Annotated in this window: 20 protein-coding genes and 2 pseudogenes; 15 read left to right on the top strand and 7 right to left on the bottom strand. The window is 70.1% G+C overall.

The genetic code is table 11. The annotated features are described in order from the left end of the window. Nucleotides 1–443: 443 nt before the first annotated feature. Together ACFZAU_RS14645 and ACFZAU_RS14640 are read right to left on the bottom strand one after the other, a co-directional pair. Nucleotides 444–1,265 carry a helix-turn-helix transcriptional regulator gene (locus ACFZAU_RS14645; protein WP_500552424.1) on the bottom strand — a complete coding sequence of 274 codons (822 nt, stop codon included), beginning with the start codon at nucleotides 1,263–1,265 and terminating at the stop codon, nucleotides 444–446. Between the two features lie 95 nt (nucleotides 1,266–1,360). Next, nucleotides 1,361–2,737, bottom strand: a pseudogene (locus ACFZAU_RS14640) (aldehyde dehydrogenase family protein); the annotation flags it as partial. Between the two features lie 269 nt (nucleotides 2,738–3,006). Between ACFZAU_RS14640 and ACFZAU_RS14635 the strand changes: the two are divergent. Then, on the top strand, nucleotides 3,007–3,705 hold the full coding sequence (locus ACFZAU_RS14635) for a DsbA family oxidoreductase (protein ID WP_500552423.1): 699 nt from the start codon (nucleotides 3,007–3,009) through the stop codon (nucleotides 3,703–3,705). Between the two features lie 88 nt (nucleotides 3,706–3,793). After that, nucleotides 3,794–4,270, top strand: a complete 477-nt coding sequence (locus ACFZAU_RS14630) for a nuclear transport factor 2 family protein (RefSeq protein ID WP_500552422.1) — start codon at nucleotides 3,794–3,796, stop codon at nucleotides 4,268–4,270. 91 nt (nucleotides 4,271–4,361) lie between these two features. Here the strand turns inward: ACFZAU_RS14630 and ACFZAU_RS14625 are convergent. The 3 genes and pseudogenes from ACFZAU_RS14625 to ACFZAU_RS14615 all read right to left on the bottom strand — a co-directional run. Beyond that, nucleotides 4,362–4,943 (bottom strand): annotated as a pseudogene (locus ACFZAU_RS14625) (transposase family protein); the annotation flags it as partial. Between the two features lie 144 nt (nucleotides 4,944–5,087). Continuing rightward, nucleotides 5,088–7,190, bottom strand: a complete 2,103-nt coding sequence (locus ACFZAU_RS14620; RefSeq protein ID WP_500552421.1) for a glycosyltransferase family 4 protein — start codon at nucleotides 7,188–7,190, stop codon at nucleotides 5,088–5,090. Nucleotides 7,191–7,635: 445 nt separating this feature from the next. Beyond that, entirely contained in the window at nucleotides 7,636–8,181 is a 546-nt protein-coding gene (locus ACFZAU_RS14615) for a hypothetical protein (RefSeq protein ID WP_500552420.1), read from the bottom strand. 332 nt (nucleotides 8,182–8,513) lie between these two features. Between ACFZAU_RS14615 and ACFZAU_RS14610 the strand changes: the two genes are divergently transcribed. Then, a complete protein-coding gene (locus tag ACFZAU_RS14610) occupies nucleotides 8,514–9,854 on the top strand; it encodes a helix-turn-helix domain-containing protein (protein WP_500552419.1) in 1,341 nt (446 codons plus the stop codon). A 40-nt stretch (nucleotides 9,855–9,894) separates the two neighbouring features. Here ACFZAU_RS14610 and ACFZAU_RS14605 read toward each other — a convergent pair whose 3' ends face one another. Then, nucleotides 9,895–10,734: an SMI1/KNR4 family protein gene (locus ACFZAU_RS14605; protein ID WP_500552418.1), complete on the bottom strand. Its 840-nt coding sequence runs from the start codon at nucleotides 10,732–10,734 to the stop codon at nucleotides 9,895–9,897. A 119-nt stretch (nucleotides 10,735–10,853) separates the two neighbouring features. On the opposite strand from ACFZAU_RS14605, the gene ACFZAU_RS14600 reads away from it, so the two are divergent. From ACFZAU_RS14600 to ACFZAU_RS14555, 10 genes are all read left to right on the top strand, one after another. Beyond that, a complete protein-coding gene (locus ACFZAU_RS14600) occupies nucleotides 10,854–11,072 on the top strand; it encodes a hypothetical protein (protein ID WP_499605833.1) in 219 nt (72 codons plus the stop codon). Continuing rightward, nucleotides 11,056–11,427 (top strand): fic family toxin-antitoxin system, toxin component, encoded by a 372-nt coding sequence (locus ACFZAU_RS14595; protein WP_499605835.1) that lies wholly within the window; start codon nucleotides 11,056–11,058, stop codon nucleotides 11,425–11,427. The genes ACFZAU_RS14600 and ACFZAU_RS14595 overlap by 17 nt, the downstream gene beginning before the upstream one ends. A 189-nt stretch (nucleotides 11,428–11,616) precedes the next feature. Beyond that, entirely contained in the window at nucleotides 11,617–11,808 is a 192-nt protein-coding gene (locus ACFZAU_RS14590; protein ID WP_500552417.1) for a hypothetical protein, read from the top strand. A 151-nt stretch (nucleotides 11,809–11,959) separates the two neighbouring features. Beyond that, nucleotides 11,960–12,397: a hypothetical protein gene (locus tag ACFZAU_RS14585; RefSeq protein WP_500552416.1), complete on the top strand. Its 438-nt coding sequence runs from the start codon at nucleotides 11,960–11,962 to the stop codon at nucleotides 12,395–12,397. Between the two features lie 113 nt (nucleotides 12,398–12,510). After that, nucleotides 12,511–13,122 carry an SMI1/KNR4 family protein gene (locus ACFZAU_RS14580; RefSeq protein WP_500552415.1) on the top strand — a complete coding sequence of 204 codons (612 nt, stop codon included), beginning with the start codon at nucleotides 12,511–12,513 and terminating at the stop codon, nucleotides 13,120–13,122. A 220-nt stretch (nucleotides 13,123–13,342) separates the two neighbouring features. Then, nucleotides 13,343–13,972: a cysteine hydrolase family protein gene (locus tag ACFZAU_RS14575; RefSeq protein WP_500552414.1), complete on the top strand. Its 630-nt coding sequence runs from the start codon at nucleotides 13,343–13,345 to the stop codon at nucleotides 13,970–13,972. A 19-nt stretch (nucleotides 13,973–13,991) separates the two neighbouring features. Continuing rightward, complete coding sequence (locus ACFZAU_RS14570; RefSeq protein ID WP_500552413.1) at nucleotides 13,992–16,244, top strand: FUSC family protein; 2,253 nt, start codon at nucleotides 13,992–13,994, stop codon at nucleotides 16,242–16,244. A gap of 193 nt (nucleotides 16,245–16,437) precedes the next feature. After that, entirely contained in the window at nucleotides 16,438–16,806 is a 369-nt protein-coding gene (locus ACFZAU_RS14565; RefSeq protein ID WP_500552412.1) for a GNAT family N-acetyltransferase, read from the top strand. Between the two features lie 212 nt (nucleotides 16,807–17,018). Next, on the top strand, nucleotides 17,019–17,324 hold the full coding sequence (locus ACFZAU_RS14560; RefSeq protein ID WP_500464938.1) for a DUF427 domain-containing protein: 306 nt from the start codon (nucleotides 17,019–17,021) through the stop codon (nucleotides 17,322–17,324). A 142-nt stretch (nucleotides 17,325–17,466) separates the two neighbouring features. Then, complete coding sequence (locus tag ACFZAU_RS14555) at nucleotides 17,467–17,940, top strand: GNAT family N-acetyltransferase (RefSeq protein WP_500552411.1); 474 nt, start codon at nucleotides 17,467–17,469, stop codon at nucleotides 17,938–17,940. A 72-nt stretch (nucleotides 17,941–18,012) separates the two neighbouring features. Here ACFZAU_RS14555 and pdxR read toward each other — a convergent pair whose 3' ends face one another. Beyond that, nucleotides 18,013–19,410 carry a MocR-like pyridoxine biosynthesis transcription factor PdxR gene (pdxR, locus tag ACFZAU_RS14550; RefSeq protein WP_500552410.1) on the bottom strand — a complete coding sequence of 466 codons (1,398 nt, stop codon included), beginning with the start codon at nucleotides 19,408–19,410 and terminating at the stop codon, nucleotides 18,013–18,015. A 531-nt stretch (nucleotides 19,411–19,941) separates the two neighbouring features. On the opposite strand from pdxR, the gene ACFZAU_RS14545 reads away from it, so the two are divergent. Together ACFZAU_RS14545 and ACFZAU_RS14540 are read left to right on the top strand one after the other, a co-directional pair. Then, on the top strand, nucleotides 19,942–21,180 hold the full coding sequence (locus ACFZAU_RS14545; protein ID WP_500552409.1) for an MFS transporter: 1,239 nt from the start codon (nucleotides 19,942–19,944) through the stop codon (nucleotides 21,178–21,180). Between the two features lie 277 nt (nucleotides 21,181–21,457). Then, complete coding sequence (locus ACFZAU_RS14540; protein WP_500552408.1) at nucleotides 21,458–23,308, top strand: AfsR/SARP family transcriptional regulator; 1,851 nt, start codon at nucleotides 21,458–21,460, stop codon at nucleotides 23,306–23,308. Nucleotides 23,309–23,462 lie beyond the last annotated feature (154 nt).

Genomic DNA, 23,462 nt, shown 5'->3' with positions numbered 1-23,462 from the left:
CCGAATTGCCTGTCCGTGCAACATATTCCGCGCTGTTCAACCACGCTCATGTGTGGCAGTCCGCCGGTTCTTCCAGCGGCCGGCTCGGCTTTGTGGGCGGGTGTTGGGCGTACCCGTGGTTCGACCGGCAGCGGGTCGAGGTGCTGCGCGCCGAGTGGCGGGGGGCGAAGGCCGGGCGGGAGCGGTTCGTGATCGCCCGTGAGAGCCGGACGGGTCCTGGCGGAGCCAGGCGACCGCAGGCCGGTGCCGGCGAAGGTCGAAGGAGTGCGGTCGAAAGCCAGGCGCCTGGCAGCGCGGGGGCGGCTGACCGAGCAGACTCCGGGATTGTTCGGCGTCCCTAAGAAGATCCGCTGCCTGGCGTCACCCCATGCCCTCGCGCAGTACCTCTGGTGCCGGACGGAAGGGCTGACGGGCCCATGGGGTGTGACGCCGGTCGCCGAGTACTAACCGAGTACGGAGAGGAGCTGGAGGCTGGTGTGGCTGTTTGTGCCGGGTACCGCGGTGTAGACGAGGAGTCGTTGGGACTGGTCGGGGTCGACAAGCGTCTGGCAGTGCAGCTCGAGCAGCCCGACCTGCGGGTGGTGGAACCGTTTGGGCGCGCAGGCAGGGCCGAGTACCGGGTGTTCGCGCCACAGCGCCGCGAACTCGGGGCTGACCCGGAGAAGTTCCTCCACGAGTTCGCCGGTGCGGGAGTCGGCTCCGTCGCGGGTGTACGTGCCGTACAGGTCCGCTGCCATGAGCCGGCTCTGCTCCGGGGCGTCGCTGTCGGGCACGAGGCGGGAGGCCGGGTCGGTGAACCAGCGGTAGTGCGCGCTGCGGGCCCACCCGGTGTGGGCGGTCTGGTCGCCGAGCAACGCCACGGCCGGGCGGGTCTGCCGCAGCGTCTCGCCCAGGTGGTTCATCACCTGGGCGGGTGTGTCCTCCAGGCGGTCCAGGATGCGCATCATGCCGGGGTTGATGTGGTCGCCGCGCCGCACCCGGTGGGGCAGGGCGTGCCCGGCGAGCCGGAAGAGGTGGTCGCGTTCCTCCAGCGACAGGCGCAGGCCGCGGGCGATCGCGGCGAGCATCTGCTCCGAGGGGTGAGGGCCCTTGGGCTGCTCCAGCCGGCTGTAGTAGTCGACCGACATGTCGCACAGGGCCGCCACCTCTTCGCGGCGCAGTCCGTCGGTACGTCTGCGCCGTCCGCGCGGGAGCCCGATGTCCTCCGGCTGCAGTGCCTGTCGGCGTGCCCGGAGGAAGGCCGCCAGCCCGGCTCGGTCCGCCATCCGTTCCGTCCTCTCGTGTCTGTGTTCCGGGGTTCCGGCCGCCCGGGACCGGCCCGGCGGCGCGGGTCACCCCCGTTGGGCAGGGTAACTCCGCGCCGCCAGCTGCCGGACTGCTTGTAGCCGCCGAACGGGGCCTGGAAGTTGTGCGGCCCTCCGTTGACGTCGACCTGGCCGACCCGCAGGCGCCGGGCGATGGCCATGGCGTGCTCCTCGTCACCGGTGACGGCGGCGTTGAGGCCGTAGATCGTGCCGTTTGCGATCTCGACGGCGTGGTCGTCGTCGGTGTACGGGATCACCACGAGGACGGGGCCGAAGATCTCCTCCTGCGCGATGACCGAGTCCGGGTCGACGTCGCAGAAGATCGTTGGCCTGACGTACGCGCCGGCCTCGAATCCGTCCGGGCGGCCTGCGCCACCGACGACGAGGGTGGCGCCGTCGGCGATGCCGCGCCGGATGTAGCCGTCCACGCGCTGCCGCTGGGTCTCGGAGACGAGGGGGCCGATGCGTGTGGCCTCGTCGGCCGGGTCGCCGACGGCGTAGGCCGAGGCGGCGACGCGCAGCTTCTCGACGACCGTCTCCTGGAGGTGGTCGGGCACCAGCAACCGCGTGTAGGCGCCGCACGCCTGGCCGCCGTTCGCCCACGCGTAACCCAGGCCGCGGTTGACGGCGAAGTCGAGGTCGGCGTCGGGAAGGACGATGTGGGCTGCCTTGCCGCCGAGTTCCAGGGCGACCCGCTTGACGGTCCCGGACGCCGCCGCCGAGACGCGCCTGCCGGCGGCCGTGGAGCCGGTGAACGACACCATGTCGATCTTCGGATGGCGGGAGAGGACCTCGCCGACCACCGGGCCGGTGCCCTGCACGACGTTCAGCACACCGTCCGGGAGCCCGGCCTCGGAAGCGATCTCCGCGAACATCCGGGCGCTGAGCGGGGAGAGCTCCGAGGGCTTCAGCACCACCGTGTTGCCGGCCAGCAGGGCCGGGACGACCTTCGTCACGACCTGCTGGAGAGGGAAGTTCCAGGGTGTGATGGCGCCCACGACGCCGATGGGCTCCCGAACGACCAGCGAGTTCTCCACCGTCTCGGTCCACTGGAACCGTTCGGCCGCGACGATCGCGGCCTCGGTCGCGGCCAACGGGAAGCCGGCCTGAGCCTGGCGCGAGAAGGAGATCGGGGCGCCCATCTCCACGGTGATCGTCGCCGCGATCTCCTCGGCGTGCTTCGCCATGCCCTCGGCCACCCGTCGCAGTACGGCGATGCGGTCCTCCGGTGAGGTCGCCGACCAGGCGGGGAACGCGGCCAGCGCCGCCCCCACGGCCTGGTCGACGTCCTCAGGCGTGCCCTGGGCCACGGAGGCGACCACGGAGTCGTCCGCGGGGTTCACGACGTCGAGCAGCGGCCCGGAGCCGGGGACCGCGCGGCCCGCGATCCAGTGCGTCGGGGCGGGGAAGGGAACATCGGGGTTTTCGTTCATGCCGCCAGGAAACAGCGGCCGCGGCACGGCAACCATGCCCGGCGATACCCATGATCCGCGTCACTCCACCGGCACGGGGGAGCCTGCCCGGGCTGTCCCCACCTGCGGGTGGCCCGGGCAATGCGGCATCACAAAGTGAGCCAGCGCCTGCCTCCCTGCGGGCAAGTGCACGCTCAGTCAGCCTTCTTACGCACACCAATGTGCCTTTTGCAGAGCCTCTGTCTCTGACGCAAGATTGGGTCACAGACAAGTTGTAAGAGAGGAGAGGCATGCAAATCGAGATGTGGTCGGACATCATCTGCCCTATCTGTGGGATGACTCAGCTGCGCCTACGCAACGCAGTGGCAGAATTCGAGCACGCGGATGAGGTCGAGGTCATCCACCGATCCTTCCAAGTGCACCCCGGGATTGCGCCAGAGGGCATCACCCAGACCCAACTGAGCCTTAACGCGGGCATGACCAGAAAGCAGATGAACTCGATTCTGCGTCCCGTAGAGATCGCGGCGGACGAGGAGGGGTTCGGCGGCTACCATGCTATTGACCGCACTCTGGGTCCGACCGATCTAACCCATGAGTTGCTTGCCTACGCTACTGACCAGGGCAGGCACCACGAGGCATGGACTGCGATGTTCAACGCTCACTTCAGGGCCAACAGACAGCTCTGGACACTTGAGCAACTCGTCGAGTTCGCCCGCGAGATTGGCCTGGATGCGGATGATGCTCGTGAAGTGCTGGGCTCGCGCCGCTACAAGCATCAGGTCGAGCAGGAGCAAGCGCGAGGTCAGCGCATGGGAGCCCACGGAACCCCGTTTGTCGTGATCGACGAGAAGTACGCTATCGGTGGCGGCGTTGACAAGGCGACCTTCGTCCGCGCCATGCGGCAGGTCTGGGACGAGAACCATCCAGCTCTGAGCATGCCTTTCGGAGAAGGCGATCAGTGCGGACCCGGTGGAGCCTGCGCCGTCTAGGCGAGTCATTTATGACTTGAGTCAATGGATGTCAGGTCTATAAACCTTTGTGCAGGTTTTTCTGTCCAAGGCGAAACGGAGCAGTTCGATGTCTACGAGCAGCCAGGACTACATCGATGTTTTGAACATTGTTCATAAGCATTTCCAGTACTCAGACATCAAGGACTTCGCATCAGCGCGCTCTCTATGGGCAGATGAGCTGACTGTCGACCTGGGTGGCATTGCGCCGGACATCGAAGGAACGGTCAGAGCAGACGCACTGGCCGAGAGTTGGGAGCGGCTGATCGGGTCGATGGAGCTCACGCAACACATGCTGACCAGTCACACGGTGACGGTCCTGGACGACGACGCCGACGTGGCGTTCTATCTCCAGGCCCTCCACTACCACCCCGCTCTCGGAAAAAGAGAGGACGTCAACACATGGACTCTTTACGGGCGAGGGGAATTTCACCTTCAGCGCACGGCGGGAATATGGAAGATAACGTCGACACGCCTCGCCAGCGTCCACAACACCGGAAACGCCAATATGCTGGCAGACATCAGAAGCGGCAGAACACAGAAGTAGGGGCTCGGCGGAACTCGAGGTAGTAGGCGATCTCGTCGGGGCGGGCCAAGCTGCGACGGGCCAGTACCCACCGGTCGTGCCGGGCGGAGTGTTCCTTGCGGGGTGGGCGCCGGGTCGGGGTGGCGAAGGTGCCGCCGGCGCCGAGGTGGCCAGGTCTGCCAGGGCGGGGATGCCGAGGCGGACGCAGGTGGCAATGATGCGATGGGTGCGGGCCGCGGTGAGGTCGTGAGTGCGGCCGGGTAGAGCGCGGGAGATCTATACGGTCTCCCCTCGCCGGTCGGTGATGATCTGCAGGTGCACGCCGTGGCGGCGGTGCTTGTCGGAGTAGTCGGCGCGTTGGTCGCCGACCCGGTCGCGCTCGGCGAGGGTGCCGTCCACGAGTACGTACTCCGTGTCCGCCTCGCGCAGGGTGGGGGTCAGGCAGGCCCGGCGAGCGGAGGGTCAGGAGGTCGATGATCGCGTGCACGTAGGAGTGGGCGGTGCCCACGCTGATCCGGAAGCCGGCCGCGATCTGCGCGAGGGTGTCGTGCTTGCGTAGATACTCCAGCGCGACCAGGGCCCGCTGCGAGGGACGGAGTTTGCAGCGGCGGTCAGCCTCCTGGGTGATGATCAGCATCGGCACCCACTCAACCACCCGATCGGTGGCCCCGCTGAAAAGGCTCACTGACCGCATGGCCAGCCCGCCCGACCCTGGAGGAGGACTCGATGCCCGTGCTGCGCGTGGTCGAGGAACCGCGTCATGGCCTGCCTGCCGGCTGGACTCCCGCACGGCGGCAGCCCTCTCCGGCTACCGGAAGCTCACCGGTGCGACGACCTCTCAGGCATCCGCGTTCTCGGCGGCGGCGTCCCTCACGCTCAGCGCCAGGTCGTTGTTGACGGTGAAGAACGGCTTGATGCGGGTGCTGCCGCGCTCGGCGTGGTCGAGCAGGACCGGCGGGAACGCGTCGGTCTTCTTGCGTTCGACGATGTCGCCCGTGATCCGCCCGATCGGCACGCTCCGGTCGGCCAGCTTCAGCTGCAGGTCCCACACGTCGTGTTCGGCGCTGCGCCGTTCCATGGTCTCGCCGTACGGCAGGACGAACTCGAAGCGGACGTCGTCCAGCGGGTGCACCGGTACCTCGAAGCTGTGGTCGGTGTTCTCCCGGGAGACGGCGCGGACGGTGGCGGCGGCGGTGTCCGCGAGCCCCGCGTCGCCCAGCAGCCGGACCGTGACGGTGGCCTGGTTCTCACCGATGGCGACCGACTCCACCTCGCCGTGTGCCGGGCGCAGCCAGCTCCGCACCGCGAGGAAGCCGTCACTGGTGGTGTAGGGGATCCACGAGGAGACGCCGTCGGTGCCGACCACCGGCGCGAGCGGGATCAGCCGGGCCTGTTCGACGAGGTCGGCGGTGATGCGGTGGCGCTCCTTGGTGCCGCGGACGCGTACGTAGCAGTCCCACCGGCCCTCGGGCAGTTGGTGGGCGGCACGCTGGACGAGTGTGGTCGCGTGCTGCTCGCCCGTGGCGGCGAGCTCCAGCGGTACCCGGATCTGCCGGCGCTCGGGGTCGCGGCGCAGGCGTGCGACGAAGTCCAGCGGCTTGGTGCGGGGGATGGTGTCGAGGTCGAGCCGGACCACGAATCCGCCGTCCGCCGTCGCGGCCGCGTGGCCGCGGGGGACGGGGGGCCGCTCGACGTCGGCCGGCTGCGGCTTGTCCTTCCTGCCCCCGGACGGGACGAGGGATCGAAGCGAGCTGCGCAGCCGGGTGGCGAGCGAGCCCCGGCCGCGGCGCTCGCGCTGGAGACGCTCGAAGAGTTCCTCGTAGCGTCCGGCGATCACGGCCGGGGCGTAGGTCGCGGCCTTCGCCTGCGCGGCGCTGCCCATCCGCCCGCGCAGGTCGGAGTCGGTGATGAGGCGAAGCAGGGCCCGGGAGTACGCGTCGGGGCCGCCGTCCAGCGGCACCAGCAGCCCGTCCTGGCCATCGGTGATGATCTCTCCCGGGCCGTGCGGGCAGTCCGTCGCGACCACCGGGACCCCGCAGTGCATGGCCTCGACGATGGTCATGCCGAAGGACTCGCTGTCGGAGGAGACGGCCGCGATCGCGCCCTTGGCCCACTCGGTCTCGATGGGGGAGACCGGGCCCATCAGGAAGATGCGGTTGTAGAGGCCGAGTGCGTCGATCTGCTCACGCAGCGCGGCCCGCATCGGGCCGCGCCCGTATATTCGCAGCGTCCACTCCGGGCGCTCGGCTGTCACCTTCGCGAAGGCGTCGATCAGCCGGTCGTAGCGCTTGACCCGCACCAGCCGACCCGCCGCGATGATCATCTTGCTGTCCAGGGCGGACGCCTCGACAGCGGGTGCCGGCACTCCGTTGGGGACGCACAGGACGCGGTCGGCCAGCTCCGGGAGGGCGGTGCGGTAGTCGGCGGCGTCGGCTTCGGAGACGGTCACGAAGGCGTCGAGGCCGGATATCGCGGCGTTCTGGTCGTTGCGCAGCTGATCGCTGTGGGAGTGGAGGGTCAGGTGCTCCTGTCCCACCTTGAGGTAGTGGCCCTGCCCGTAGCGGGACAGGTACCCGTTGAGGATCGGGCGGGTGGCCACCACCACGTCGGCGTCGGTCCGCGCCAGGTACTCGGCTATTCGCCGGTCGTGCAGCCCGGTGTAGCGGAGCCGCCCGAAGTCCACCCCCGACTCCGGGAACATGCTGTTCGGCTGGTGGGTGAGCTCGTGCTCGCCCTCGTACGTCGGACTGTCCAGCCGCATGTCGATGAGCGACTCGAGCCTGACCCGCGGGTCGAGGGCGAGCGGCGGTTCGTCCAGGACGCGGTGGACGCTCACGACCTCCACCTCGTGCCGGTCGGCGAGGCCGGCCGAGAGGTTCGCGGTCGAGCGGATGGTGCCGCCGATGCCGTACGCGTTGTTGATCAGAAACGAGATCTTCATCCGTCCACCCTTGTCGCTGCCCCGCACCAAACGGTCCGTGAACGCCGGGCCACGAGTCCATGGCCATTCGGGAGCTGTCAAAGAGTAGAGCATCGCTCCACGAAGAGGCCCACATTGGCATTTCCGAACGACTTCGGAACGTGGATCCGGGCGCAGCGGCCTCACCTGGGCGGCGTCACGTGGCGGGCGGCGTTCCCGAGGGTCGTGACGAGGGTCTTCGCGGCCCCGTCGCAGCTACTTCGGGTAGCGAACCGGATACCCCAGGTCGCGGTGAAGGTGGTCCCCTGATTCCGCGCGGACGGCCTTGGCCGGCAGGGCGAGGTCATCACGGGTCCCGGACTGCGCCGGCCGGTGACCCCGCCGGCCGGGCCGGCGGGGTCGCGGCCGCCCGAGGGCCGGCCGCGGCCCTGCCGGCGGTCTGCTCGTGGGCGGTCGTGCTCCGCCGTCAGCGGGCGCTCGTCGTCTCGATGTCGACGATGTGGTCGTACCGCTCGACCAGCACATAGAGCTTGATCTTCTGCGTCGTCTCCCCGCTGCCGAAGGTCAGGGTGACGATGACCTCACGGCTGTGTCCCACGGCGCCGTTGTCGGTCACCTTCCACTGCGCCGGGACGTTCTGGGCGCGCAGGACGCCGTCCGCCCCGTTCTCCTCCTCCCAGGCCTCCAGCCGCAGGGCGAAGTCCGCCGTCAGGTAGTGCTTGCGCAGGGCCGTGGCCAGCGCGGCGTCCGGGTCCGCGTAGTCGCCCTTGGCGTCGATGTACGCGCCGTAGAAGTCGGCGACCCGGGTCACCACGTGGCCGGGCGTGCCGCTGACCGACTGCACCGCGGCGGTGGACGCCTTCGCGGAGGCGTGGACGGCGGCCTGTGCCGACGCGGTCGGCTTGCCACTGATCCCGCTCGGGGTCTGGGCGGTGGCCTGGATGGTGGCGCCGAGCCCGAGTGCGGTGGCGAGGACGCCGGCGGTCAGGGCGGTGCGGGTCCTGCTGTTCATGTCGGTTCTCCTTTGACGAGTGATCGAGCGGTGTGACGGTGCTGGGGTCGTCGGTGCCGGCCACGTGCCCGCCCGTGTCGGCCGGGCCCTGCTGCGCCGCGCAGGACGTCACGTCCTTGGTGCAGCCGTGCTTTCGGGCATGGGTGTCCCCCGTGAGTGCGGTGATTGCGGTGAGTGGATGAGCCGCAGCCGCCGCCCGGCCGTCCGGCCCTGGCGGGGTGCGATACGAAGAGCATCGGCGGTCACCAGAGTGCGGGGCAATGACCCGCGCCCGTCTGGCGACGGTGGAACCATCCCGGCCCATCTGACGTGCAGGGATATGGGTGCCTGGGATGCAGGACCAGCGGTCGGACGACGGGGGAGCGGTGTCGATGCGCGACGACGGCGAGGAGTTCGCGGCGCTGTTGCGCCGGCTGAAGGACCGCACGGACCGCAGCTACGCCTCTCTGGCCCGCCGCATCAACATGAACACCTCCACGTTGCACCGGTACTGCGCGGGCGAAGCGCTACCGCAGGACTTCGCACCCGTGGAGCGGCTCGCGGCCTTCTGCGGGGCGGGACCGCAGGAGCGGCTCGAGTTGCACCGATTGTGGTTGTCGGCGACGGCCGCTCGGCAGGACGGGCGTACCGCCGGGTCAGCGCAGGCGGCGGCACCGGCTCCGGAGGGGGACGGGGGCGGGGACGGGACGTACGTCGAGGAGGGCAGCCCCGCGGAGCAGTCGGGGGACGGCCCGGCCCCGGACGAGCCCGCTCCCCGTCCTTGGCACCGCCGACGGGTTCTGGCGTACCTCGCCGCCGCCTGCGTGCTGGTCGCCGCCGTGAGCACCACCTCCGCCCTGTCGGGCAGGCACTCCTCCGAGGCGGACACCTCCCGCAGCGCGGGCTCGCGGACGACCGCCCCCGGCGCACCCCACCGCTCGGCGACGCCGGCCACCGCATTCCCCTCCCCTTCTGGGAGCGCCGCGTCGCCTGGCCGCCGTGGCAAGGACCCCGCCCCGTCCGCCACCGGCAGCGGTCCCGCCGCGGCCGGGCGGCAGACCACCGGCCTGCCCCTCGCCTGGAGCGCCGACTCCCTGGTCTGGGACAAGGGCTGCGGCCACGACTACGTCATCGCCAAGCCGTCCGCCCAGGTACCCGCGCCGCCGGTGGAGCAGGACGCCCGGGCGTGGGCGGCGACGCAGGGCGCGGTGGACGGGCGGCAGACGAGGGTGCAGATCTCGGTACAGGGGCGCTCGGACACGGCGGTGGTCCTCGAGGCGCTCCACGTCCGCATCGTCAGCCGTGGCGGCCCGGCCGCCGGGAATGCGTACGCCATGGGCCAGGGCTGCGGGAGCGACCTCACCCCCCGCCGTTTCGCCGTGGACCTCGACGTCGACCGCCCGGTCACGCGCCCGAAGGACGGCGCCGACGCCGATCACGTCATCCCTGCCGCGCACTTCCCGTACCGCGTCTCCGCCGGGGACCCGGAGGTGCTGCTGGTCGACGCTACGACACTGACCCACGACGCCCGCTGGTACCTGGAACTCGACTGGTCCTCCCAGGGCCGCACCGGCACGATCCGCATCGACGACCACGGCCGCCCGTTCCGCACCACCGGCATCACGGCCGTGCCGCACTACTGGTACGGCACCAACGACGCGGGGGAGCGTGCCTGGGTCGCCTACAGCGCGTAGTGTCGCGACCGCCAAGAAGGCAGGCCCCCTTCGAGGCCGCTCAGGTCGTCACGGGTCGCCCAGGGTGTGTCGTGGTGGAGAGCACGTCGCAGCCCATCCGTCGGACCGCGTCCAGGAGGGTCGAGCGGACCTGGTCCTCGTCCGCGTGCGGGAAGGCGACCCGGATCCGGTGCCCGCGGGCCGTCTCGTAGGTGAGCCTCCAGCCGTGGGCTGTGGCGGCGAAATGGTCCTTCCGCCGATCTCCTCTGGCGTACCCGCCTCGATCGGCGGTCGGAGCGAGCGCCTCGCGCAAGATCTGCAAGCGCTCGGGGTACGGCAGTTCGCCGTCGGTCAGCTTAATGGAGACGTGCTGGAGATCGCGGAACGGCTCGAACCACGGTGCGGTGCCGTACGTGTTGTCGGAGAAGACCGTGGTCGTGAGCCGACCGCTCAGCCAGCGCACGAGGAACTCGACCGCACCCACCCCGTGGGCGTCGTAATGCCACCCGCGTGGGTTCCATACGACGACGGTCCAGTCGTCCGGTTGTCCTTCGGTCACCCAGCAGAGGCGGTCGCCGTTGTCGGTTCCGGCCCATTCGAGCAGCCCGCCGGGCTCCGGGTAGTAACGGTAAGGGCTCTCGTCCGGGTGCTGATCACGGAAGGCGCGCTCACCGTCGAGGAGCCGTCGGGCGGACCGGACCAGCAGGTCACGGGTGCCGAACGGGGTCAGCGGAGTGATGAAGTCGACGAACTGACCCAGCCCGTAGTGCTCGATGAGCGCCTTGAAATCGGAGGGGAGCGCCAAACCGAGGGCGGCTTCGACCTGATGCCAGTCCCCGGTTGCGTCGACGGGGGCCGGGGGTGGCGGGACCAGGCGCACCAGGTCGTCGATCGGCGTCATGGCCGAGAGGCTATCGAGCGCCGGGAAGGTCGGCTGCCAACGCGTGCCGAGCGGGCAGCAGCCCGTCCCTCGGTGGGAACCACTACCCATCAGCGGCTAGCGAGGGCTAGCATCGCTGCATGGCCAAGACACAGCTGAACGTCCGCCTGGACGAGGACACGGTGGAGGCGGCCCGCCAGGCGGCGGGCAACCGGCACATGTCCCTGCAGGAGTACATCGAGCACCTGGTCCGGTCCGACACCGATCCCATTCGGAACACGTTCCTCGCGTCCGCGACGAACGTGATCGAGGAGTTCGGGGACCTCATCGAGGAGCACGTGCGTGAACCTCGCGGTTGACCTCAGCTGGATCCTGAGCGTCGCGGCTCAGGCGGGGGAGGACGATCCGGCCCCGGACGACTTCGGGGTGCCCCTGTCGGCGGTGGAGCGGCACAAGGCCCAGCTGTTCGAGCGGGACGTCTACGACGGGCCGGTGGCGCGCGCGGCCGCGCTGGCGCACTCGCTCGGGCGGCTGCGATGGCTGGAGCGGTCCAACATGACGGTCGCCGTGGCGGTGACCGTGGCGTATCTGCAGGCCGCCGGCCGCCAGGTGAAACCGACCTGGGACGAGGTGCGGGCCCTGGTCGACGAGCTGCGCGACGAGGCGTGCACGGTACAGAGCATCGCGGCGGTGCTGCGCGCCTGGCCGGCCTGACGTAGCCCTGCAGAGGACCCCGGCCCCAGAGAAGGCCGGGGTCCTCTGCCTTTTGTCGTGATACGAAGCGACGGTCACGCGGGAGCCCGCGGGCCCGCGGCCGGGGCGCCGTCGGGAACCGGCAGCTCGTGAGGCGCGTCCGCCAGATGACGGGTCGGCGGGCCCCTCGGTTTCCGGAGAAGGAGAGACATGGTCGTTCTGGTGCTGCTCGGCGTGCTGGCGCTCGTCGTCGGTGGGTGCGTATGCGTGGTGTGGGCGGAACGCGGCGGGCCCCGCTGGGCCCGCGTCGTCGCGACCGTGACGCTTGCCGCGGGCGAGTTGCTCCGCCGGTCGGACAGGAGCCGGCGCCGGAGCATGAGCCAGGCTGGCGGCGACGACTAGGAGTCCCCGGACGCGATGGAACCCCGGGACCGCGGTCGTACCACCGCCGGCCCGGACGCGTGGAATGACAAGCCTGCTCGGCCCTCTATGTCCCTGGCGGGAAGTGACCCACTGAGGGCCATCGTCGGTGGCGGATGTCAGAATCCGTGGCGTGGCGGACGCCGATTACTTCTCTGCCGCCGATGATGAGTCCGCCGTTGCCGTGATCGAGGCCGGCGGCCCGTCGCGTGCCGGGCTGGACGTGATCTTCCTCAAGGACATCGATCCGGTCGATGCCATCGCCCAGGTCGAGGCGGTGATGACCGGCTGCGGTCACCAAGAGGCGAGCCGGCGCCCGAGAGTGGGACAGTTGCTGTCCTCTGAGGACCTCGACAATCCGTTCGTCCTGACCGTGTCGGACACGCTGTGCGATGCCCTGGTCTCCGCCTCCGGGGATGACGTCGTGGCCGCGGCCGAGGCTTGGTCCGGGGCCGGTGGGGTCGTCGGACTCGACGCGCCCATGGCAGCGGTGGTCCTGGAGGCCCTGGTCGGCCTGGCCCGGCGGGCTCGCGCCGCGGACCTGCGCCTCTACTGCTGGTGGACGCTGTGACAGCCCCCGGCGGACGTCTCCGGGGAGCGTGAGGACCTGTGCGTGGTGGACCAGGTGGTCGACTTGCCTCCCCCCGTCGACCGGATCGGCGTCACCTTGACAGACTCACGGGCATGACCTCGACTGATCATGAAGTGCACCGGTTGTGGGACCGCATCGATGCCTGGTTCCAGGACCATCTCCACAAGACCCCCGCAAGACCGGCTGCGGACTTGGGCCGACTGCGCGCGGCCGAGGCGGAGCTCGCGGTGACACTTCCCGTTGACGTGTTCGCGTGGTGGACCCTGGACCGAGTCCGTGCGGACTACTGGATTCCCGGGGCGTTCGCACCGATGTGCTGGGACGAAGCTCTGAAGACGAGAGAGATCTTGTTGCTGGTCGCGGAACAGGAAGGGGGCCCATCGGACGTGAACGACGAGCCGGAAGAGCGTTTCCTGCCGTCGTTCCTGCCGATCGCGATGAGCCCCGGCGGTGACAATCTCATCGTCGACCTGCGGCCTGGCGATTCGTACGGCGCAGTGTTCCTGTGGGACCACGAGACCTGGGTCCTTGGAACGGAGCTGTGGAGTTCGGTGGCCGACATGCTCCGGGACGTCGCCGTTGCTCTCGAGTCGGGGACGCCGGCCCTGCTCCGGCACGCTTCACTCGGCGGGACCGTAGAAGCCTGCGTCGCCGCCGTGGACGACGCAGGCGATCTGGACTGGAATGCGGCAGAACGCCAGTAGCACACGCCCCTGCCGAGGAACGTCCGTCATCATTCCCGAGGCTATGGCGCGCCTGGCGCGGTGAGGACGTGGTGGCGAGGTCGCCGGGCCCCTGGCCGGCCGTTCGACGCGCTGTGCGGTCGGACGGGGCGCATCGTGGAAACCGCGGGTCCGTGGTCCGGGGCCGTGGTTTCGGGATCCGGGGTCCGGCGATCGATGACCTCTGCGTTGGAGGTTGATCATGGCGAGCAGCTATGAACGCGGCCGAGTGGGACTGCTTCTCATCGACCTCGTCAACGAGAACTTCGCGAGGGACGGCAAGGCCTATGCCATCTACGCGCCGGAATACGAGAGGCTGGGCACGATCGACGCCCTGGCCAGACTCATCGACGGGGTGCGACGGCACAAGGACGTGCCCGTCTTCTACTCGACGACGGCGTTCACCGGCGAGGACTACTCGACGTGGAAGCACGTCTGCGGGGTGCACCGGGCGATGTTCGACCGCCGGATGTTCGAAGCCGGGACCTGGAACACCGACTTCTACGAGGATCTGGCGCCCCGGCCGGGAGACGTGGTCCTCGCCCCGCACAAGGGCCTCGACGTCCTCCTTCACACCGACCTCGAGTTCCTGTTGCGCAAGCGCGGCGTCGAGTACCTGGCGATCGCCGGCGTCTCCGGGATCATGGCCGTGGAGTCGACGGCTCGCACCGCGATGGAGCGCGCCTTCCACGTCACGACGTTCACCGACGCGATCGCCGCTCCCGGTGGCCTGGTCACGTACCAGGCGATGATGCGCGGCCTGAACATGATCTCGCACAGTGTGGTCGGCGTCGACGAGTTCGTGTCCGCGCTCGACGCCCTGGGCCACTGAGCCTCCCACCATCCGTGCGATGAGGAGGGCAGCCGGGATGCAGCGGGCCCGTACGGCCTTCGCGGATGTCCGGGACCGGTTCGCGGCATCCGACCCCGGACTGATCCGGCTGGTGTCCGCGCTGAGTACGGTCTGCGCGGTGCTGCTGACGCTCGGTGTCCTCGCGGCCCTGCACGCCCCCGTTCCCGTCCTGGTGACGGGTGCCCTGACCGCGATCGTCAGCACGGTGGCGGTCACCGAGTCCCGGCCGCACGACCAGGCGCTGACCCTGGCGGCCGGAGTGCCCGTCACGCTGGCGACCATGGCGGTCGGCAGTGCGCTGACGCCGTACCGGATCGCGGCCGACGTGGTGTTCGTGCTGTTGATCTTCTGCGCCATCTACATCCGGCGGCTGGGCCGGCGCGCGACCACGTTGGGCATCTTCGCCTTCCAGCTCTTCTTCGTGACCCAGTTCGCCGAAACCCGCGTGGAGCAGCTGCCGCAGCTGTCCCTGGCCGTTCTGGTGGCGTTCGGCAGCTGCGCCCTGGTCCGGTTCGTCGTCCTGCGCACGCCGCTGGAGCGTACGTGGGAACGGCTGCTGCGGTCTTTCCGGCTGCGTCTGGTGCTGGTGCTCGACGCGCTGATCGAGGTGGCCGAGGCAGGACCGCCGGCTCCACGGGCCGAGCGGACGGTCGACGATCTGCGCCGGTACGTGGCCCGCCTGCACACGGCCGCGTTGATGATCCAGACCCGGCTCGGAACCGGAACGCCCGACGAGCCCACCGCCGGCGCGATCCAGCGACGCGTCGCGGAAGCCGAGACGGCCGTGGAACGGCTGGCTGTCCTCGTGCTGCGGGTCCTGTGGCCCGGTGCCGGCGTCGACAGCCTCACCCCCCATCTGACGAAGCTCCGGCGTTCGGGACCCCTCAAGGACCCCCGCGACGCGATGACGCTTCCCGTACTGGTCTCGGAGCTGCGCGCACTGCGCACGGTGATCGGCCCGGACCGGCTCCGGCCGGCGGGTGCCGACCCTGAGACGCGCGACCGGCTGCTCGGCTACCGCGACGACGAGGACCTGCCCGAGGCGTCCCCGGCGATGCTGGACGTCTTCCGCTCCGCCGGGGACTTCGCCGGCGCCCTCTTCGGCCTGCGCCAGGCACTGGACGGGAACACCCCCACATCGCAGGGCACCGTCGAGGCCGCATCGCGGGAGGAACCGACGGCTGAGCGCTCCGGCCCGCCGGAGGACAGTGCACCCCTGCGGGACGGCCCCCGTATCCGGCCCACCACGAGGACGGCGCTGCAGGTGGCGACCGGGTCGGCACTGGCCGTCGTCGGTGGTGAACTGTTGTCGCCGCAACGCTGGTACTGGGCGGTGTTCACGTGCTGGGTGGTCTTCATCAGCACCACCTCCACCGGCGAGGTCCTGGTCAGGGGCTACCGGCGGCTGGTCGGCACGGTGGTGGGCGTCGTCGCCGGTCTCGCGCTCGCCGCCCTGATCGGCGACGACCCTGTGCTTGCCTTCACCTTCGCGATCCTCAGCGTTTTCGGCATGTACTACACGACCGCGGTGTCCTACATGCTGATGTCCTTCTTCGTCACCACCATGATCGGCATGTTGTACTCGCTGCTCCACGCCCTCACCCCGGGTGTGCTGATCGTGCGGATCGAGGAGACCGCACTCGGGATCGCCTGCGGGCTGGCCGCCGCTCTGCTCGTCCTTCCGGTGCGGACCGGGGAACGCACGGACCAGTTGCTGCGGGACGCGCTGGAGCGCCTGCGCGCGCTGCTCTCCCAGTCGCTGGCGCGGCTGAGCGGCGAGCCGGGCCGCGACCTCCTCGGTCAGGCCCGTGCGCTGGATTCGGCCGTGGACGGGCTGCGCCTGTCGGTGCAGCCGCTGATCACCCCGCTCAGCCCGTTGCGTTCCCGGCGGCGCGACGCGCTTCGCGTGCTGGGGCTGCTGGAGACGGTGGCCCTTCACACGCGCAGCCTGGCCGTCACGGTGGAAGCGATGCCGGCGGGCGTGCGCATCGGCACCGATCCGGACCTCGTGCACGAGGTCGGTCGGATCGACCGCAACGTGGCGGCCCTGATCGGCCAGGTCGGAGGCGAGGACGACACCCCCCTCGAGCGCGGTCGGGGCGTTCCCACCGAGCTCGCGGTGGGTCCCGGCGGGGCGCGTGCCGTGGACGTCCACATGACGCGCCGTGTGCTCCGGCACCTGCGACACGTGGACGAGGGCATCCAGAACCTCGGTCGGACCCTTGACCTGCCCGTCCGCGAGACCGCCTGACGCGGGCGCTGCGGTGGCCGTCCGGTAGGGCCGGCCGCAGCGCGCTGCTGCCGGTACTCAACGTCCACACGAGAAGGGACTGTATAGTCCAACTTGCCGTGCGTCCCATTGGGAGATGGCGGTATTCCGGACTATAAGGTCCAATGTTTCTTGTTCGCATACTCGACGTGACGACAGTTGGAGAGGTGCAGCGATGAGCAGCGAAGAGCACGTGCCGGCGACTGAGCAGCTGATCGACAACATCGAACTGGGCCGCTTCGAGCTCTGCCGTGACGGCGGGCTGGCCGGCTGGCTCTACTACACCCGCCTGAAGCCCAACCGGTACGCGCTCCGGCACACCGAGGTCGAGGCGGGTCATCAGCACCAGGGCGTGGGGGGCGCGCTGGTGCGGCGGGTGTTCGACGAGGTTCGCGCCCGCGGAGGCACGATCACCGCGATCTGCCCGTTCGTGGTCGACTACCTCTCGCGGACGACCGCCCATGCCGATCTGGTCGACGCCCGCCACCCGGGCTACTCCGATCGTGCCACTGCCGAGGCGGCGCTGACAGCGGCCGGCGGTTGAGACGATCAGGCCAGGCGAAACGGCGCGCGGCCGGCCAACACCGATGAGCGCACACTGGTAAGGAGCGGGTCGCGCCCGACGCCAACCTCTGGCCGTATGCGCGAGCCGGCTGACCGCACCGACGTGACGTCACGGCGCGCGACGGATGTGCTTTCGGGCGGACCCGAGGGCGGATCAGGCCCAGTCAAAGGGATCGACGAGGGGAAAGACCGATGAAGGCAGTGGTTGGGGAGACCGTCGTGGCCGAGGCCGAGAGTGAGGCGGTCATCCGCATCGAGGGAAACGTCTACTTCCCTCCGGACTCGATCGCGGCCGGCGCGCTCCGGGAGAGCCCGACCCCCTACACCTGTCCCTGGAAGGGGCGGGCGCAGTATCACGACGTCGTGGCCGGTGAGACCGAGGTTCGGGACGGGGCCTGGTCCTACCCGGACATCAAGGAGTCGGCGGTGAGCCGTGTCGGTCGCGACTTCAGCGGTTACGTCGCCTTCGACGCACGCCAGGTCCGGATCGAGGTCTGACGCGGTCACCGATCGCACCTGACAGGACAGATGAAGGTCGCAACGCATGAGGGCCGCCGGCCCGGCGGACGCCAGGCCCACCGCCACCGGACGGCCGGCGGCGCGGTCCTCCCATGCGATGTCCACAACAGAAAGTGTGACAATGACGTTCGATTTCGAGGCCGAGGCGTCCGCCCGTGAAGAGAACAACGCCGCGCTCATCGCTGCGTTCGACGAGGCAAGCCCGGGCGAGGCGGAGTCCCGCTGGGTGCTCGACGTCCTCAACGACGCGGAGCACGGCCGTTGGGTCGCCGCGCTCGGCGATGTGGGGATCGCCGAACTCTCGTACCGGTTCGTGGGCGGCCGCGTCGTGCTGTTGACGACCTGGGTCGACCCCGCCTACCGCAAGAACCGGGTGGCCACGGAGCTCATCTCTCGTGTGCTGGACGAGATCCGCGAGAGCGGGAAGAAGATCACCGTCATCTGCCCGGTGGTGGGTGAGTTCATCGACCGCAACCGCGAGTACGCCGACCTGATCGACGAGGTCCATCCTGGCGTCGGCGCGTACCCCGGGCACCAGCCCGTGAAAGACCGTCACGAACGCGAGATCACCGCGATCGAGCACGACTTGGCGTAGTTCTCCGGCATCCCGGACACGGGTCACTCGGCACGAGACCGGGCGTGAGGGGGCGCCGGACTCACCAAGGGATCAGTCCGAGTGCCGGGAAAGGATCCCCACGAGTGCCGACAGTGCCTGAGGCCACGCGGCGTCGGTGGGCACCCCGTATCCCACGACGAGGGCATCGGCCAGGGCGTTCGGGGACCGCTCGTGGCGGTATCGCGACAGACCGGTCACCGCGACGCCCTGCCGGGCAGCCTCCTGAAGGACCCGCTGCTCGGCTCCGGGTGGCAGACCCAGCACGGTGTGCAGGCCGGCCGCCGCTCCCATGACGCGCACCGTTGGGGCATGCTGGGCCAGGGCCGTCACGAGGGTCTCCCGTCGATCGCGGTAGCGCCGGCGGACAGCGCGTACGTGACGGTCGTAGGCGCCGGAGGTGAGGAATTCCGCCATCGTCAGCTGGCTGAGTACCTCGCACGAGTCGATCTGCCCCTTGGCCGCCACGGCTTCCTCGGCGAGTGCGGGAGGCATCGCCATCCACCCCAGCCGCAGGCCGGGAGCCAGGGTCTTGCCGGCGGCACCCAGGTAGACCACGCAGTCGGGGTCGAGTCCCTGGAGCGCGCCGACGGACTGGCGGTCGAACCGGAACTCACCGTCGTCGTCGTTCTCCAGGACCAGCCCGCCGGTCCGTTCGGCCCAGTCCACGACGGCTGTCCGGCGATCGCCGCGCAGCGCCGTGCCGACAGGGAACGGGTGTGCCGGGGTGAGCAGGACCGCGTCCGTGCCCGCCGGCGGTACCGGCTTCGTCCCGTCGGCATCGAAGGGAAGCGGCCGGGTCTCCAGCCCGGCCGCCGTGAGCAGGTCCCAGTACCGGGGCAGGCCGTAGGACTCGACGCCGACGTCCGACGCCCCACGCCCGGTCATCACTCGGCTCAGGATCCGCAGGCCGTGAGAGACGCCGGCGCAGATCAGTATGTGCTCCGGACTCACGAACACCCCGCGGGTCCGTGCGAGATGCTCGGCGAGTGCGGCCCGTAGTTCCGGCCGGCCGCGGGGGTCGCCGTAGCCGAGCGCGTCGTCGGGGGCCGCGGCCAAGGCGCGGCGTGCGGCCTTCAGCCACGCCGCGCGGGGAAAGGCGGCGAGGTCGGGGTTACCCGGGATCAGGTCGTGACGAGGTCTGTCGGACTGATCGACGGCCGGGCGCGCCACGATCGGCCGGGTGACCATCCTGTCGGCAACCACCGTGCCCGAGCCCCTGCGGGCGGTGAGCCATCCCTCCGCGACGAGGTCGGCATAGGCGTCGGCCACCGGGTTGCGGGCGAGTCCGAGGTCGCCCGCGAGCCGGCGGGAGGAGGGCAGCCGCGTTCCTGGTGCCAGGCGGCCGGTGCGGACAGCTTCGCGTACGCCTTCGACCACCGAACGGCGCACACCTCGTCCCGCTCGTATCGCACCAGGGGCGATACCCGAAGCAGCCCAGAACACCGACATGGGCGTGTGCAGTGCTTGCGAACCGCGGTGGTCGTCACGGGCCGGCATCACGAGCGGGCAGAGCCAGTGATCGGTGCGGTCGTGCCGACAAGCCCAACTGGCATGGTTTCGGGTTCCCTTCGGGGATGTGCGGGATGGGCTCTCCGTCGCCCCATGGCGCACCAGGCCTATCGGATGGCGGTTGCACCTGTCTTATGTGCGTCGATCCGTTGTGCCGTCTTACCGACATCACGCTGTCGCGGTTGTTCCTCGCGGCCCTCACGCCTGTGGATCAGCGTGGCAAGACGTCGAGCGGGACGGCGACGAGGAACAGGGGAGGCCGCGTTGGTAAGGCGGCGCCGCTGAGCGCCGCTAATCACACGCAGCGGGGCACTGTTGTGCCTCCTCCCTGACACGTGTCGCCTGCTGCGCCGTGTGACCGGGTGCGCCGGCCTGCCCCTGCTCGGGGTCGGCCCCTTGCGCGGAGTCCCAGCCCGGACAGGACACCCAGGAACCTCCTGGTGATCCAGAACGATGGAAAGGTACTGCTCGATGCACGACGTGGCACCGGTGACCCAGCTCGCCCGCCGGGGCAGGTCGCTCAGGCCCGCATTCCCCTCCGCGGTGGTCTCCCTGGTGGCCTCGTTCGCCGCGTCGGCCGCACCGATCCCCCTGTTCAACACCTACCGGGCCGAGGACGGGTTCACCAACGCCGGCGTCTCGCTGGCCGTGGTTTCGTACTCCTTCGGCACGATCGCCGCACTGCTGACCCTGGGCCGGCTGTCCAACCATCTGGGTCGACGGCCCACCGCGATCGCCAGCCTGGGCATGCTTCTGCTGGGTTGCCTGCTGCTGCTGAAGGTGCACGACATCGGAGCCCTGATGGCCGGTCGGCTGCTGATGGGCGTGGGCGCGGGCTTGGCCAGCAGCAGCCTCACCTCCTACATCGTCGACACCGCACCGGCCAGGCCGGAGTGGTTGGCCTCCGTCGCCTCCAGCCAGGGGCCCATGCTCGGCCTCACGCTCGGCGCCGTCACCTCCGGCGCCCTGGTCCAGTTCGGCCCCTGGCCCCGCGACCTCGTCTACCTGGTGTGTGCCGGTCTCCTCGTACTGTCCGCCGCACTCATCGGCATCAGCCCGGAGACCGCGAAGCCGACGCCGGGCGCTTGGCGATCACTGATACCCCGCGTCCGCGTACCCGCCCGGGTCAGGCACCTGCTCCCGGTCGCCGCCGCGCTGTACCTGGCCACGTGGGCGACCGGGGCGTTCTACCAGGCCTTCATGCCCGCACTGGTCGCAGACCGACTCCGGACCCACAGCCCGCTCGTCCTCGGGCTGGTGTTCGCCGCCTACATGGCCCCCAGCGTTCTCGGCGCCCCCATCGGCGGCCGGTTCACCTCCGCGGCGGCCCAGCGCATCGGCATGACGATCTTCCTGGCCGGATGGATCGGCATCATGACGGCGATCACCATCGGCGGTCTGGCGTTGTTCATCGCCGCGACCATCGTCGCAGGCGGCGGTCAGGGCATCGCGATCAGTGCCGCCACCCGCGGCCTGCTGCACGACAGCGCCCTGGCCGACCGGGCGCCGATCTTCAGCGCGATCTACCTCCTCTGCTATAGCGGCGCCGCCTTCCCCAGTCTCATCTCCGGCCAACTCTCGAACGCCTTCGCGCTACCGGACATCGCCCTCGGGTACGGCGCACTCGCTCTCGTCGCCACCGTGTTCACCGTCCTCGCTGCACGCAACCCGCGCACCGGCACGACCCCGAACACGGAACACATGGTGTGATCACCTGCGGGCCCACCGTCACTGCGGAGCGGCTGCCCCAGACGGGCGATGGCGGCCCAGTGGGGTGCGTTAACCGCGGGAGGACGACTTCGTCCAATTTCGTAAGCGCGCGGTCGCCGCACGCGACCATCACCTGCACGGAAGTCACATCTCCCGGCCAGGGCATGCGAGGACTATTTGGTCCTGAAAAGTGGTCGATCTGAGGTACGTTTGAGGAAGGCAGTTCCCCGCGGACAGCCACGCAAGCGTCACAAGGATCTCCAAGGCGGTAGGCACCATGCATGCAGGCGTCGAGTTCTCCGTGCTCGGCCCGGTCCGGCTCCACAAAGAGGGCGTCGAGGCCGCAGCCGGCCAGCCGAGGCAGTGCGCCGTGCTCGCTTCGCTGCTGCTCAGGGCGGGCAAGCCCGTGAGCCTTTCGAGGCTGGTGGAGGACGTGTGGGGCGACGACGCCCCACCGTCGGCCGTGGGCTCCGTGCGCACCTACGTCTACCGGCTCAGGCAGGCCCTGGGGGAGAAGAGCGACAGCTCCGTGAGCCGGGTCGACGGGGGCTACCTGCTGCGCATACCACCGGACGCCCTGGACCTGAACAGGTTCAAGGAGACGATGGCGAAGGCGAGGGAGGCCCGCCGCACCGGCGACCTGGAGGTCGCGGCGAGCCTGCTGGCGAAGGGCCTCGAGATGTGGAAGGGAGCGGCCCTCGCGGGGGTCCCGGGGCCGTTCGCGGACCAGCAACGCAGCGTCCTCGGCGAGCTGCGCCTCGCCTGTGCGGAGGAGCAGCTCGCGTGCGAGGTGGAGAGAGGGCGCTACACCGAGGCGGCCGCGGAACTGTCCGCCCTGCTGGCGGAGCACCCGCTTCGGGAGCGCGTGTGCGGCCTCCTCATGACCGCGCTCTACGGTGCCGGACGGCAGTCCGAGGCCTTGACGATCTACCACACGACCAGCCACCTGCTGCGTCAGCGCCTCGGCGTCAGCCCGTCGACGGAACTGCAGCAGGTCCACGAACGCATCCTCTCCGGGCGGTTCCAGCTCCCACGGAGCACCGAGCGCCCGAAGGACACGGCACGCACCCCTCGGCCTCACGTCCCGGCTCAGCTCCCGGCTGCCCTGCCGAGCCTCGTCGGTCGCGGCAGCGAGCAGGCACAGGTCGAACGCCTGGCCGCCGAGGCGGAGGCGTCGTCCTCCGTGGCCATCTGCACGGTCGGCGGGCTGGCCGGGGTGGGGAAGACGGCTTTCGCCATCACCGTCGCCCACCGGCTGGCCGACCGCTTCCCCGACGGCCAGCTCTTCGCGGACCTGCAGGGAGTCGGACCGGAGCCGGAGCCGAGGGACCCGGCGCACGTGCTCGAGGACTTCCTGCAGGCCTTGGGGGTCCGCCTCGAGGACATGCCCGAGACCGCGCAGGCACGGGGTCTGATGTTCCGCGGCCTGCTGGCCAAGCGGCGCGTGCTTGTCGTGCTCGACAACGCGTCGAGCACGGAGCAGCTGAAGCATCTCCTCCCCGGAAGCGCCGGCTCCATGGCCCTGGTCACCAGCCGCATGCAACTGCACGCGCTCGTCGCGGCCTACCAGGCACTTCCTCTCACACTCATGCCCCTGAGCGTGTCCGACGCACGCACCCTCCTCGCGCACCGGCTCGGCGCGGCGAGGACGGCAGCCGAACCGGAGGCCGTCGACCGCATCATCCGCTTGGCCGGGCAGCTCCCCCTGGCCCTGGCCAACGTCGCCGCCCGCGCGGCGTATCGTCCGCAGCTGCGTCTGGCGGGCCTGGCCGACGAGTACGAGGTGCCGGAACACAGCACTCTCGACGCCTTCGCGAGCGAGGAGGACCAGGCGCTCGACGTCCGCGAGTCCATCACGCGCTCGTACCGCCTCCTCGACACGGAGACAGCCGCGCTCTTTCGCGACCTGAGCGCCTGTCCGGACCCCATGTTCGCGGCATCGCAGGTCGCGGACCTGGCCGGACGGCCCGAGGGCCGCGTCCGGCAGGTCTTGTCGCGCCTCACCCGATCGCACCTCGTCTCGGAGATCGGCCCCGGTCGGTACAGCTGGAACCGGCTGGTGGCCGCATACGCGGTGGAGCAGGCGGGGCAATGGTTCCTGGACCAGGGCAATCCGGCCCGGTTGTAGCGCGAGCAGGGCCGGCGTCGGCCGGGGCCGACGACGTGCCTGCCGGGAGACCACGCCGGATAGACGCCGAGTCGACACCCGGCCGCTTGGATGGTCGTCACCCGCCGCGCCGTCGAGGCGCCGGCACCGAGATGCCGTGGGATCCGACGGCATG

Source organism: Streptomyces sp. NPDC008238 (assembly GCF_042956445.1).
Taxonomy (GTDB): domain Bacteria; phylum Actinomycetota; class Actinomycetes; order Streptomycetales; family Streptomycetaceae; genus Actinacidiphila.
The sequence above is the reverse complement of the archived record's forward strand: the minus strand, read 5'-3'. Positions and strand labels throughout refer to the sequence as shown.

Excerpts from the sequence above, each read along its gene's own strand:
- ACFZAU_RS14605 (WP_500552418.1), bottom strand. The coding sequence starts at position 10,734 with ATGACGCCGATCGACGACCTGGTGCGCCTGGTCCCGCCACCCCCGGCC.
- ACFZAU_RS14580 (WP_500552415.1), top strand. The coding sequence starts at position 12,511 with ATGACCTCGACTGATCATGAAGTGCACCGGTTGTGGGACCGCATCGAT.
- ACFZAU_RS14610 (WP_500552419.1), top strand. The coding sequence starts at position 8,514 with ATGCAGGACCAGCGGTCGGACGACGGGGGAGCGGTGTCGATGCGCGAC.
- ACFZAU_RS14645 (WP_500552424.1), bottom strand. The coding sequence starts at position 1,265 with ATGGCGGACCGAGCCGGGCTGGCGGCCTTCCTCCGGGCACGCCGACAG.
- ACFZAU_RS14545 (WP_500552409.1), top strand. The coding sequence starts at position 19,942 with ATGCACGACGTGGCACCGGTGACCCAGCTCGCCCGCCGGGGCAGGTCG.
- ACFZAU_RS14540 (WP_500552408.1), top strand. The coding sequence starts at position 21,458 with ATGCATGCAGGCGTCGAGTTCTCCGTGCTCGGCCCGGTCCGGCTCCAC.
- pdxR (WP_500552410.1), bottom strand. The coding sequence starts at position 19,410 with ATGTCGGTGTTCTGGGCTGCTTCGGGTATCGCCCCTGGTGCGATACGA.
- ACFZAU_RS14615 (WP_500552420.1), bottom strand. The coding sequence starts at position 8,181 with ATGAACAGCAGGACCCGCACCGCCCTGACCGCCGGCGTCCTCGCCACC.
- ACFZAU_RS14600 (WP_499605833.1), top strand. The coding sequence starts at position 10,854 with ATGGCCAAGACACAGCTGAACGTCCGCCTGGACGAGGACACGGTGGAG.
- ACFZAU_RS14560 (WP_500464938.1), top strand. The coding sequence starts at position 17,019 with ATGAAGGCAGTGGTTGGGGAGACCGTCGTGGCCGAGGCCGAGAGTGAG.
- ACFZAU_RS14570 (WP_500552413.1), top strand. The coding sequence starts at position 13,992 with ATGAGGAGGGCAGCCGGGATGCAGCGGGCCCGTACGGCCTTCGCGGAT.
- ACFZAU_RS14575 (WP_500552414.1), top strand. The coding sequence starts at position 13,343 with ATGGCGAGCAGCTATGAACGCGGCCGAGTGGGACTGCTTCTCATCGAC.
- ACFZAU_RS14565 (WP_500552412.1), top strand. The coding sequence starts at position 16,438 with ATGAGCAGCGAAGAGCACGTGCCGGCGACTGAGCAGCTGATCGACAAC.
- ACFZAU_RS14555 (WP_500552411.1), top strand. The coding sequence starts at position 17,467 with ATGACGTTCGATTTCGAGGCCGAGGCGTCCGCCCGTGAAGAGAACAAC.
- ACFZAU_RS14590 (WP_500552417.1), top strand. The coding sequence starts at position 11,617 with ATGGTCGTTCTGGTGCTGCTCGGCGTGCTGGCGCTCGTCGTCGGTGGG.
- ACFZAU_RS14630 (WP_500552422.1), top strand. The coding sequence starts at position 3,794 with ATGTCTACGAGCAGCCAGGACTACATCGATGTTTTGAACATTGTTCAT.
- ACFZAU_RS14620 (WP_500552421.1), bottom strand. The coding sequence starts at position 7,190 with ATGAAGATCTCGTTTCTGATCAACAACGCGTACGGCATCGGCGGCACC.
- ACFZAU_RS14635 (WP_500552423.1), top strand. The coding sequence starts at position 3,007 with ATGCAAATCGAGATGTGGTCGGACATCATCTGCCCTATCTGTGGGATG.